The sequence below is a fragment of the Pseudomonas spirodelae genome, from assembly GCF_034653255.1.
In the GTDB taxonomy this organism is placed as follows: domain Bacteria; phylum Pseudomonadota; class Gammaproteobacteria; order Pseudomonadales; family Pseudomonadaceae; genus Aquipseudomonas; species Aquipseudomonas spirodelae.
In genome coordinates this window covers 15,934-27,382 of sequence record NZ_JAYEET010000029.1, presented here as the reverse complement: position 1 = coordinate 27,382, position 11,449 = coordinate 15,934, and the positions used below count along the sequence as shown (strand labels likewise).

The following is an 11,449-nucleotide window of genomic DNA, read 5'->3' as shown; positions in this document are numbered from 1 at the left end:
TTCTCTCTACCGCTCGACTTGCATGTGTTAGGCCTGCCGCCAGCGTTCAATCTGAGCCATGATCAAACTCTTCAGTTCAATACTGCTTGGGTTTTGAGAAAACCCTAAACTTAGCTCAGCAATCGTTGGTTACATCTTTGATTTCTCGCGGAGTAACTTGTGATGCTGATAATCTTGCGACTAGCAGTCTTACCTCACAAGCACCCACACGAATTGCTTGATTCAGTTGTTAAAGAGCGGGTGGTTAAGTCTTTCGTCTCAACCGAGGCGCGAATTCTACAGCAGCCTCATCTTACGTCAAGTGATTTAGAAAATTTCTTTTCAACCTCAACCACTTGTGCCTTCGATCAACATTTAGCTTCTCGTCAGCGGGAGGCAAATTCTACAGCGTTTCAAACCACTGTCAACCGCCTCTTTTACCGCTTTCGATCATCTCGACCGAACCACCAACAGAATCAAACCACCACCATGCCAGCACGGCGCATTCTACGCAGCTTTCACCGCTTTTCACCCCTTATCATAAACCAGCCTATTGTTTTATAAGAAGTTTAAGGAACCGCATACACCTGAGGAGCAGCGCAACCTAGAGAGGACACGATAAAGGCCACCCAATTGCCGACCTCATAAAGCAAGCACCAAGCCCGCGCAGGCTTTAGCAAAAAGGCTTTACACCCGAACAAGCCGCAGCAATACGACCGCGAGCTATGACGAACACTCCATCCTCGAACTCATACACCATCCTATATAAAGAGATAGGTCACAAAACTAACACCTCAAGCAGACCACCCCACATACGGCTCACACCTGCAGATATAGACCCCAAACCATCACCGCCCTCCCCGCACACACGGCGCTACTTAATGATCAAACGTCCTTAACCCAGCCCAGCGCATGGCACTTGATCGCAAGCACCTGAAAGTATGTGAAAAAAATGCAATTTTGGTTAGACAAACGCAACACAACTGCTATTATTCGCGCCGCCACGGGAAGATGCCGGAGTGGCCGAACGGGACGGATTCGAAATCCGTTGTGTTAGCGATAGCACCTAGGGTTCAAATCCCTATCTTCCCGCCATACAAAAAAGCCCCGCAGCTCAATGAGCTGCGGGGCTTTTTCTTGCCCAGTAGAAAGTAAAACCGCCCAAGCATCCTGGCTAAGCAGGCCAGACTACTGTAGCGAACCACTTAACCCCCTCGGTCACGATGGGCCGAAACACAACTAACCAGTCGCAAGCTATGACTCGAGGACAGCGAGCTATGGTGCACCTCGATCAGCGCATCACGTCACCTCAAGGTAACGCGGTACAGCCAGACTCGGGAGAATGGATCAGGCGGTCAAAACCACCTTCTCGTGAATCGCGCATCTTTAACTAGGCGCCTGAGGGGTATCAACCAACTTGATACCCCTCAAGCACAACCGACTTATGCAGTCAGTCGCGTCAGTGCTTCGCGGTATTTATCCGCAGTCTTTTGAGCAATGTCAGCAGGCACCGCAGGGGCTGGCGGCTCTTTATTCCAGCCGGTGGATTCCAGCCAGTCACGCACAAACTGTTTGTCAAAGCTCGGTGGATTCTTGCCTTCTTCATAGCTGTCAGCCGGCCAGAAGCGACTGGAGTCAGGGGTCAAGGCCTCATCCATGAGAGTCAGCGTGCCATTTTCGTCTAAACCAAACTCGAACTTGGTATCGGCAATGATTATGCCGCGTGTGGCTGCATATTCGACTGCAGCGCTGTACAGGGCAATAGAGGTGTCACGCACTTTTACGGCCAGCTCTGCACCGATGATCGCTTCGCACTGAGCGAAGGAAATGTTCTCATCGTGATCGCCCACAGCAGCTTTGGTAGAAGGGGTAAAGATCGGCTGAGGGAGTTTAGCTGCCTCCTTAAGCCCTGCGGGTAATTGGATACCGCAGACGGTGCCGCTCTTCTGGTACTCCTTCCAACCAGAACCAACGATATAGCCACGCACAATGGCTTCTACCGCAACGGGCTTGAGGCGTTTTGCCACCACAGCACGACCTTCCACCAGCGGCAACTCTGCGGCTGATACAACATCTTCAACCTTGTCGCCGGTGAAATGGTTGGGCACCAGGGCCGCCAACCTGTCGAACCAGAAATTGGAGATGGACGTGAGAATCTTGCCCTTTTCCGGAATCGGCTCATTGAGAATCACGTCGAATGCCGAAAGACGGTCGGTGGCGACCATCAACATGCGCTTGTCGTCGATTTCGTAAAGATCACGGACTTTGCCGGAGTAGATTTTCTTCAGGCTCAGGGTGGTGGCTGTGCTCATGTCGGAATTTCCGTCTTTAGTAAAAAAAACAGGCGAAACCCGCCGGGTTTCGCCTATTGATCATGCCGGTGCAGCAGTTACCTGCTGTCAGCCAAGGTTTTCCTGAATCAGGTCAAGCACCTTACGCGCCACATCGCTCGGAGCGATGGTGTTGAGGTCTTTTTCTACGGAGACCTGCACGCTATCGCCTACGGCTGTCAGGCGTACCTGATAGCGCTCGGCACGGGCGTCGATTTCTTCCTTGCTGGGCGCACTGCCGAACACCTTGCCGAAGAAGCCTGGCTGCTCATCTGGTTTCTGCGCACGCTCAGCCAGGTTGATGTAGTACACACCCAGACTGCGGTTGATATCGTCGATACGCACATCGGCCATTTCCAGAGAGCGACCAACACCCGACCAAGCACGGTCAAAATCAGCGCCCAGGCTCAGTATAGGGTTGCCATTGCCATCTTCCGACAGACTGACACGATTTGGGGCGTCATAATCGCGCGCAGCCAACAAGGAAACCGATCCGCCCTGCTCGGCGCTACGCGCCAAACTTACGAGCATCTCATCGAGCAGCGCAGCATCGAGACCTGGATTGCTGCTGCGATTTGTGAAAGCGACATCTGCCGTGCTGCCAGCTGGACGCTCGGCACTGACCACGAAGACTTCACTGGTGTTGCGCTGTACGCCGGGCTCAATACGAACGCGGATACGGGTTTCAGCATCTGCAGAAACACCGCTACTCATGCGACGTGCCATAGCATCAGGCAAGGCATCAACAGGCTGCCAAGCGGTGCTGAACTCACCGGTTTGCGGACGTTCTTCAGCAATCTGGAAGCCGTTATCAGTAAAGAACTGACGCGCCACTGGCCATACCTCAGCCGGCACACGCTGCGCAACTACCCAGCGCGAGTCGCCGCTCTTTTGCAGGCTGAACTCACTGGCATCGCCTGCCACTGTTAGTGACTGCGGGCGCGGCACGGTGAACTCGCCTTTATCCGTAGTAGTGGCTACCTGCTGCGGTACGGGCAGCAGTGGATCAATACGCTTAGCGTCAACATTTGACGGGATTTGCATGGTGGCCGTTTGGCGGGCGTCGAGGTAGTCACTACCGCGGTCACGGAAATAACCGTTTTCGCCATAGATCCAACCACAGCCACTAGTACCAGTAATAATCAGGGCCAGTGCAGAGAGTCCGGTGAGTCGCTTCATGCGTCGTAATTCCTCAATTAAACCAATACGCCGGACTGGCGCATGGCCTGACGCAGCGGTTCATGACAACGCGGACTGAGCCAGGTCAGCGGCAGACGGATACCGTCCGGTATCAGACCCATTTCATGCAGAGCCCACTTCACCGGGATCGGGTTGGATTCGATAAACAACGCCTTATGCAGCGGCATCAAGCGGTCGTTAATAGCGCGGGCAATAGCCGCTTCACCGCGCATGGCAGCAGCGCACAGGTCGCTCATGGCGCGCGGAGCAACGTTGGCAGTAACGGAAATATTGCCCTTGCCACCCATCAGCATCAGCTCAACAGCGGTGGGATCGTCACCGGAGTAAACGAGGAAGTCCTTGCTAACACGCTCCAGTACTTCTTGAGCACGCTGCAGATCACCGGTGGCTTCCTTGATGCCGATGATGTTATCGATCTTGGACAGACGCTCGACTGTCTCTGGCAGCATGTCGCAGACCGTGCGGCCCGGCACGTTGTAGAGAATCTGCGGTATGGCGACCGACTCGGCAATATGGCGGAAGTGCAGATACAAGCCTTCCTGAGTCGGCTTGTTGTAGTAAGGCGTAACTAATAGGCAGGCATCAGCGCCAACCTCTTTAGCCGCACGGGTCAGTTCGACCGACTCACGGGTGGAGTTGCCACCGGTGCCGGCGATAACCGGAATACGGCCAGCGACTTGATCGACCACGCGACGGATCACTTCAATGTGCTCGCCCACGTCAAGCGTGCAGGACTCACCCGTAGTGCCGACCGCGACGATGGCGTTGGTGCCCTCCTGCAGGTGGAAATCCACCAGTTTGCTCAGGCTGTCCCAATCAAGACCACCCTGTGCATCCATGGGCGTAACCAGTGCCACCATACTGCCCGCAATCATGCAACTGCTCCTGCCGGAAAAAGTGAGCCGTAATGGTACTGGGGCCACCTGCCTTGCACAAGGCGAACTACTGAGGCCATGCACATACAATTAATATCGTTCAGTGCAGCACATTCCTCAGCCGCCTAGCCCACTGGCATTCCTTTAAGCGGTGCTTTTCGCTACCCTTCGGGCTTTGATCAGCCCCGCATACGCAGACTGATCGTTCTATTGTTTAGGAAGGCTGCATGTCCACCCCCCCAGTTCGCGAACAATTCCTGCTTATCAGCGCCCTCGGCCCCAACGCCATGGAGCTGACCAATGTGCTCTGCCGTACCAGCCACGAAAACCGTTGTGCCGTGGTCAGCACTCGCCTTAGCCGGCATGGTGATTACAGCGCACTGGTGCTCCAGATATCCGGCAGCTGGGATGCCCTCGCTCGCTTGGAGTCAAGCCTGCCAGCACTGGCGAAGAAACACAGCTTCACGGTCAACGTGATTCGCAGCGCCGCGTCGGAAACCCGCCCACAAGCGCTACCTTATGTCGCTTACGTCAGCTCGGCTTATCGCCCGGATATCCTCAACGAGCTGTGCCAGTTCTTTCTCGACCACCACGTTGAGCTGGAGAACCTGACCTGCGACACCTATCAAGCACCGCAGACCGGCGGCACCATGCTCAACGCCACCCTGACCGTAACCCTGCCCGCGGGTACGCAGATCAGCTGGTTGCGCGATCAATTCCTCGATTTCGCCGACGCTTTGAACCTGGACGCACTGATAGAACCGTGGCGCCCACAAACCCCGTAAGGAGCACGTTATGGCTGTAGCAATTGACACACCAGTTGCCGACTTCCAGGCTCAGGCCACCAGTGGCCAAACCATTGAGCTGTCCGCACTCAAGGGCCAGCAGGTAGTGATCTATTTCTACCCGAAGGACAGCACGCCTGGCTGCACCACCGAAGGTCAGGGCTTTCGTGATCACTACCCGGCGTTTCAGGCAGCCAACACCGTGGTATTGGGTGTATCCCGGGACGGGATCAAGTCCCACGAGAACTTTAAGAGCAAACAGCAGTTTCCTTTCGAGCTGATCTCCGATAAGGATGAAGCTATTTGCCAGCTGTTCGATGTGATCAAGCTGAAGAAGCTCTACGGCAAGGAATACCTCGGCGTAGACCGCAGCACTTTCCTGATCGACAAAGACGGTGTGCTGCGCCAGGAATGGCGAGGTGTCAAAGTGCCAGGGCACGTCGATGCCATTCTGGCCGCCGCCCAGGCCCTGAATAAAGCCTAAGCAGCGCACGCAATAAAAAGCCGGTCCATTGACCGGCTTTTTATTGCTCGCAGACTAGGGAGTGACCTGCTCGCTGCGCGGCCAAGCGTCGATCACCGCCTTGAACAGCGTGGCCAATGGGATGGCAAAGAACACCCCCCAGAAGCCCCACATGCCGCCAAACAGCAACACCGCGCAAATGATCGCCACCGGGTGCAGGTTGACCGCCTCGGAGAACAGCAGCGGCACCAGAACATTGCCATCCAATGCCTGAATGATGCCGTAGACCACCATCAGGTAAATGAACTGATCACCAAAGCCCCACTGGAACAACCCGATCAGCGCCACCGGCACCGTCACGACCACCGCGCCGATGTACGGCACCACAACTGACAAGCCGACAAACAATGCCAGCAACGCCGCGTAATTAAGCCCCAGGTAAGCGAACGCCACATAGGTGACCACGCCACAGATGATGATCTCGATGACCTTGCCACGGATATAGTTGGCAATCTGCTTGTTCATCTCCTGCGCAACCAGAGTAATAAGCGATCGCTCACGCGGTAAATAGCCGCGAAACCATGACCCAATCAGCTCGCGATCCTTGAGGAAAAAGAACACCAGGATCGGTACCAGCACCAGATAGATCATGATGCTGACCAACATCGGCAAGCTGGACAGGGAAAACGATAATGCCCACTGGCCGAACTTACCCGCCTCGCCACGCACCCCCTCAATCAGCTGCAGCACCTGCGCATCAGTGATCAGCGTCGGGTAGCGCTCCGGCAATAATAGAAACAGCGACTGCCATTCACCGAGCATGCGCGGCAGCTCATTGAACAGCGTACTGAGTTGCTGCCAAAGCAGCGGCATCAAGACCAGCATAAACAGAGCCAGCATGCTCATGAACAAGGTGAATACCAGCCACACCGCCGCCACCTGCGGCAGATGCAAACGCTCAAAGGCGTTGACCAATCCCTGCATCAAAAACGCCAGCACCAGACCGGTCAATACCGGTGCAAGCATGCCGCCCAGCGTCAGAATGGCAGCAAAGCCGACGATCAGCAGCAATGCCAACACCACCGCCTGCTCATCAGAGAAATAGCGATGCAACCAATCCTGAAACACCTTGAGCATTGTGACTCCTTACCTGGGCGACACCCTATGTGTACCGCCTCATAATCAATACGTACTGCAACCGTGCTAGGCCTTACGCAACCAATAGCGGTAAACGCCGCCATCAACCTCTTCACGCAATAAACCATGCCCCGCTAGGCTGGCGAAGGCTCGGAAGTCGCGCTGCGAGCCAGCATCAGTGGCCTCAACCATCAGCACCTGGCCACTGACCAGGCGATTGAGTTCCAACTTGGCCTTGAGTAAAGGCAGCGGACAATTCAGCCCACAAGCGTCCAGTTGCGCGTCGAAGTCTTCGGCGCGCCATTGCATATCAGTCATTTATCTACTCCGAGAGGGCCGCAAGGATAACCAAGACCGCACAACCCTGGCCAGCACAGCTGCCAGACAGCTACAGTAACGGCTTTGTACGACACGAGCTTTGTGCATGAGCCTTCTGCGCCCGACCCTATTGACGCTCGCCTGCCTGCTGACAACCCCCGGCATGGCCAACAATCTGCCCTCCCTTGGCGATGCCAGCTCGGCTATCGTCTCACCGCAGCAAGAGCATCAGCTAGGTCGCGCCTGGCTGAGCCTGGTACGCGGCCAGGTCAGCCAACTGGATGACCCGCAACTCAAGGACTTCGTCGAGACCAGCGTGTATCGATTGAGCGAAACCAGCCAATTGCAAGATCGGCGCCTGGAGTTCGTCCTGCTAAACAGCCCGCAGATCAACGCCTTTGCGGCTCCTGGCGGGATTGTCGGGGTCAATGGCGGCTTGTTCTTGTATGCCCAGACCGAAGCCGAATACGCCTCAGTCATGGCCCACGAACTGGCGCACTTATCACAGCGCCATTTCGCACGAGGCCTCGAAGCCCAGCAACGCATGCAAATCCCGGTAATGGCCGGGCTGCTGGCCGGGATTGTCGCTGCCGCCGCTGGTGCCGGCGACCTGGGCATCGCGGCAATCGCCACGACCCAGGCGGCGGCGCTTCAAGAGCAGCGGCGCTTCTCCCGCCAGAACGAACAGGAGGCCGACCGCATCGGCCTGGTCAACCTGGAGAAAGCCGGCTTCGACCCCCGCGCCATGCCCAGCATGTTTGAGCGTTTGATGCGCCAGTATCGTTACGACCGCAAGCCGCCGGAGTTCCTCCTGACTCACCCGGTGTCGGAGTCACGCATCGCCGACACCCGCAACCGCGCCGAGCAGTACACCGCCACAGGCGCCACCGACAGCGTGCGCTACCAGTTGATGCGCGCGCGCGTGCAGTTAATCTACGAAGAAACACCAGGAATCGCTGCCAAGCGCTTTCGCAGCATGCTGGATGAGAACCCGAACATGGAGGCCGCGCGCTACGGCTTGGCGATTGCGCAATTGAAAAGCGGCCAATACAAACAGGCGCGCGAATCCCTGCAGCCGCTGCTTAACATCTCACCCAACGATGTGACCTACAACCTGGCACAGGTTGAGCTGGACATGGCGAGCAACCGCCTTGCTGACGCACAAAGCCGAATCACTCGGTTACTGACCCTCTACCCGAGCAACTACCCCGTCAATCAGGCGCACATCGACCTGCTGATGAAACAGGTACACACCCAAGAGGCGGAACGCGCCCTGGATGAGATGCTGAAAAGTCGCGTTAAAGATCCGGACGTCTGGTACCAAGTCGCAGAAGTACGCGGCCTGAGCGGCAACACCATCGGCCTGCACCAAGCGCGCGGGGAGTTTTTCGCCTTGGTCGGCGACTACAAACAGGCACTGGAACAACTCGACTTCGCCAAGCGTCGCGCCAGCAACAACTTCCAATTGGCATCACGCATCGATGCCAGGCAACGTGAGCTGATAGAAGAGCAGCGCATCATCGAACAGATGCTGCGCTAGACAGAAAAAGCCCGGTGAATACCAGGCTTTTTATACTGGCTGTTTAAGCATTGCCGCTTAACTTGAGCCGCGCAGCCTGGGTAAAATCCAGCATACGCTTGAGCGGCTTGATCGCTTTAGGGATCAGCGCCGGGTCGACGAATATCTCGTTGCTGCCCTCACGCAAGCACGCCAGAGTGCGTTGCAGGGTATTCATCGCCATCCACGGGCAATGTGCACAGCTGCGGCAAGCGGCACCGTTACCAGCAGTCGGCGCGGCCACAAATTCCTTATCGGGGCAAAGCTGCTGCATCTTGTAGAAGATGCCAGCGTCGGTGGCGACGATAAAGGTCTTGTTCGGCAGGGCTTGTGCGGCGGCAATCAACTGACTGGTGGAGCCCACCGCATCGGCCAGATCAATCACGGCCGTTGGCGACTCAGGGTGAACCAGAACAGCGGCGTCCGGGTACAACGCCTTCATGTCTTCCAGCTGCTTGGCCTTGAACTCCTCATGGACGATACAAGCACCATCCCACAGCAGCATATCGGCGCCGGTCTTGTTCTGGATGTAACGCCCCAGATGCTGATCGGGCGCCCAGAGAATGCTCTCGCCGTTATCCATCAGGTGCTCAACAATCTCCACGGCACAACTAGAGGTCACCACCCAGTCGGCACGCGCCTTCACCGCCGCCGAGGTATTGGCATACACCACCACCGTGCGCTGCGGGTGCTGATCACAGAACGCCGAGAACTCTTCAACCGGGCAACCCAGATCAAGCGAGCAGGTCGCTTCCAGCGTCGGCATCAGCACGCGCTTTTCTGGGTTGAGGATTTTCGCCGTCTCGCCCATGAATTTGACGCCAGCCACGAGCACCGTCTGCGCCGCATGCTGATTGCCAAAGCGGGCCATTTCTAGCGAGTCAGAAACACAGCCACCGGTTTCCTCGGCCAGAGCCTGCAGCACCGGATCACAGTAATAGTGCGCCACCAATACGGCGTTCTGCTTTTTTAGCTCAGCAGCGATTTCGGCACGGTAAAAAGCTTCCTGCTCGGGCGTCAGCGGCTTGGGCTGCTTAGCGTCGAGGTGAGCTTGCACCAATAGGCGTTCGGAAATCTGCGTCATGTCATCAGGCCCTGTGAAGATCTATCAGCGCGGAACTCGAGTATACCCGTCAGTTTGCTGGCAGCGCAGGTGGGGTAATCGAGATAAAAATTACAGATAAAAAAAAGCCTGAAAATTCCTTTAATCAGAACTTTCAGGCTTTCTTGCCCTTCCGAAGAAGGAAATATGGTGGGTCGTGTGGGATTCGAACCTACGACCAATTGGTTAAAAGCCAACTGCTCTACCAACTGAGCTAACGACCCGACGCGAGGCGTATAATACTGATTTAATTCAGGAATTCAACACCTTGCAGAAAATATTTTAGAAATAACGGGTAGGGTCAACGATTCCTGCGGCGACAAAGCCAGCCGCACGCAGACGGCAACTGTCGCACTTACCACACGCACGCCCTTGCTCATCAGCCTGGTAACAAGAAACTGTCAGCGCATAGTCAACCCCAAGCCGAACACCTGCCTGGGCGATTTCAGCCTTGCTCATATTCTGCAGCGGAGCCTGAATGCGAAAACCCTGCCCCTCTACACCTGCCTTGGTAGCCAGATTGGCCATGCGCTCAAAGGACTCGATAAATTCCGGGCGGCAATCCGGATAGCCCGAGTAGTCCACGGCATTCACACCAATGAAAATATCCCGCGCACCCAGCACCTCGGCCCACCCCAGAGCGAGGGAAAGAAACACGGTATTGCGCGCAGGTACGTAAGTCACCGGAATCCCTTCACTCGGACCTTCCGGCACATCGATGCTGGCGTCAGTTAGGGCAGAGCCGCCCATACCATTGAGATTAAGACCGATCACCTTGTGCTCGACTACTCCAAGCTGCCGAGCCACCTGCTCAGCCGCCTGCAATTCGGAGCGGTGGCGCTGGCCGTAATCGAAACTCATGGTGTAACAGCTGTAGCCATCGGCCTTGGCCAGCGCTACCACGGTGGCCGAGTCTAAGCCGCCAGACAACAGGATTACCGCTTTCTTCTCGCTCATATCAATGTCCCGGCTCATCATTCCAGAGGATCTTGTGTAACTGCATCTGCAAGCGCACAGGCAAGTTGTCGGCAATGATCCACTCAGCCAGCGCGCGCGCCTCCAGCTCATGATGACTCGGCGACATCAGCACCTCGCTCACACGCTCAGCCAGGCGGTACTGGATCAACTTGCTCACCGCCCAGTCATAGTCCTCACGCGAGCAGATAACGAACTTGACCTGATCATTGGGCGTTAGAAGATCGATATTCTCGTAACGGTTACGCGCCACCTCGGCCGAGCCCGGGGTTTTCAGGTCGAGGACCTTACTCACCCGCGGATCAACCGCCGACACATCGAGTGCACCACTGGTCTCCAGCGACACCTCAAAGCCGGCATCACACAGACGCTTGAGCAGCGCAATACAATTGGGTTGCGCCAATGGCTCGCCACCGGTCACGCAGATGTAGCGCGGCTTATAGCCGGCAACCTGCTCGACAATGGCATCCAGCGACATCATTTCGCCACCACTGAAGGCATAGGCGGTGTCGCAGTATTGGCAACGTAAAGGACAGCCGGTCAGGCGAACGAACACAGTCGGCAAGCCGGCGGTGCGCGTCTCGCCCTGCAGCGAGTAGAAAATCTCGGTAATGCGCAGGGTATCTTGCATATCAGCCACGGGCGTAACAGCTAAACAGGCTGTCCGCCTCCGTTGCGGGAAAGGGGCGCGGATTGTATATGAAAAAAATTCCAGGAGAAATTTTTA

The 11,449-nt window shown here is 56.2% G+C and carries 11 protein-coding genes, 2 tRNA genes and 1 rRNA gene; 4 read left to right on the top strand and 10 right to left on the bottom strand.

The genetic code is table 11. The features are described 5' to 3' along the window. A 16S ribosomal RNA gene (locus SOP97_RS09330) occupies positions 1-78 on the bottom strand; the annotation flags it as partial. Between the two features lie 906 nt (positions 79-984). Here SOP97_RS09330 and SOP97_RS09325 point away from each other — a divergent pair. Then, positions 985-1,074: transfer RNA gene (locus SOP97_RS09325), tRNA-Ser, on the top strand. A gap of 347 nt (positions 1,075-1,421) precedes the next feature. Here SOP97_RS09325 and SOP97_RS09320 read toward each other — a convergent pair. The 3 genes from SOP97_RS09320 to dapA form a co-directional block, all read right to left on the bottom strand. Next, complete coding sequence (locus tag SOP97_RS09320; protein ID WP_322949032.1) at positions 1,422-2,291, bottom strand: phosphoribosylaminoimidazolesuccinocarboxamide synthase; 870 nt, start codon at positions 2,289-2,291, stop codon at positions 1,422-1,424. A gap of 87 nt (positions 2,292-2,378) precedes the next feature. Further along, a complete protein-coding gene (gene bamC / locus SOP97_RS09315) occupies positions 2,379-3,488 on the bottom strand; it encodes an outer membrane protein assembly factor BamC (RefSeq protein WP_322949031.1) in 1,110 nt (369 codons plus the stop codon). 17 nt (positions 3,489-3,505) lie between these two features. Next, positions 3,506-4,384: a 4-hydroxy-tetrahydrodipicolinate synthase gene (gene dapA, locus SOP97_RS09310; RefSeq protein WP_322949030.1), complete on the bottom strand. Its 879-nt coding sequence runs from the start codon at positions 4,382-4,384 to the stop codon at positions 3,506-3,508. A 227-nt stretch (positions 4,385-4,611) separates the two neighbouring features. Here dapA and SOP97_RS09305 point away from each other — a divergent pair, with 227 nt between their 5' ends. Beyond that, on the top strand, positions 4,612-5,169 hold the full coding sequence (locus SOP97_RS09305) for a glycine cleavage system transcriptional repressor (RefSeq protein ID WP_274089450.1): 558 nt from the start codon (positions 4,612-4,614) through the stop codon (positions 5,167-5,169). A gap of 10 nt (positions 5,170-5,179) precedes the next feature. Continuing rightward, complete coding sequence (locus SOP97_RS09300) at positions 5,180-5,653, top strand: peroxiredoxin (protein WP_322949029.1); 474 nt, start codon at positions 5,180-5,182, stop codon at positions 5,651-5,653. Positions 5,654-5,707: 54 nt separating this feature from the next. On the opposite strand, the gene SOP97_RS09295 is transcribed toward SOP97_RS09300, so the two are convergent. Both SOP97_RS09295 and SOP97_RS09290 read right to left on the bottom strand, forming a co-directional pair. After that, positions 5,708-6,769 (bottom strand): AI-2E family transporter, encoded by a 1,062-nt coding sequence (locus SOP97_RS09295; protein ID WP_322949028.1) that lies wholly within the window; start codon positions 6,767-6,769, stop codon positions 5,708-5,710. Between the two features lie 66 nt (positions 6,770-6,835). Continuing rightward, positions 6,836-7,087 carry a sulfurtransferase TusA family protein gene (locus SOP97_RS09290; protein WP_274089447.1) on the bottom strand — a complete coding sequence of 84 codons (252 nt, stop codon included), beginning with the start codon at positions 7,085-7,087 and terminating at the stop codon, positions 6,836-6,838. Positions 7,088-7,193: 106 nt separating this feature from the next. On the opposite strand from SOP97_RS09290, the gene SOP97_RS09285 reads away from it, so the two are divergent. After that, positions 7,194-8,627, top strand: coding sequence for a M48 family metalloprotease (locus tag SOP97_RS09285; RefSeq protein ID WP_322949027.1), 1,434 nt, complete (start codon positions 7,194-7,196; stop codon positions 8,625-8,627). Positions 8,628-8,670: 43 nt separating this feature from the next. Here SOP97_RS09285 and nadA read toward each other — a convergent pair whose 3' ends face one another. The 4 genes from nadA to queE all read right to left on the bottom strand — a co-directional run bounded on the left by nadA (position 8,671) and on the right by queE (position 11,353). Further along, on the bottom strand, positions 8,671-9,729 hold the full coding sequence (gene nadA / locus SOP97_RS09280) for a quinolinate synthase NadA (protein ID WP_274089445.1): 1,059 nt from the start codon (positions 9,727-9,729) through the stop codon (positions 8,671-8,673). A gap of 166 nt (positions 9,730-9,895) precedes the next feature. Next, positions 9,896-9,971: transfer RNA gene (locus tag SOP97_RS09275), tRNA-Lys, on the bottom strand. 58 nt (positions 9,972-10,029) lie between these two features. After that, the gene (queC, locus tag SOP97_RS09270) at positions 10,030-10,704 is read right to left on the bottom strand and encodes a 7-cyano-7-deazaguanine synthase QueC (RefSeq protein WP_322949026.1); all 675 of its coding nucleotides are present in this window, start codon (positions 10,702-10,704) and stop codon (positions 10,030-10,032) included. A 1-nt stretch (position 10,705) separates the two neighbouring features. Beyond that, entirely contained in the window at positions 10,706-11,353 is a 648-nt protein-coding gene (gene queE, locus SOP97_RS09265; protein WP_322949025.1) for a 7-carboxy-7-deazaguanine synthase QueE, read from the bottom strand. Positions 11,354-11,449: the final 96 nt, after the last annotated feature.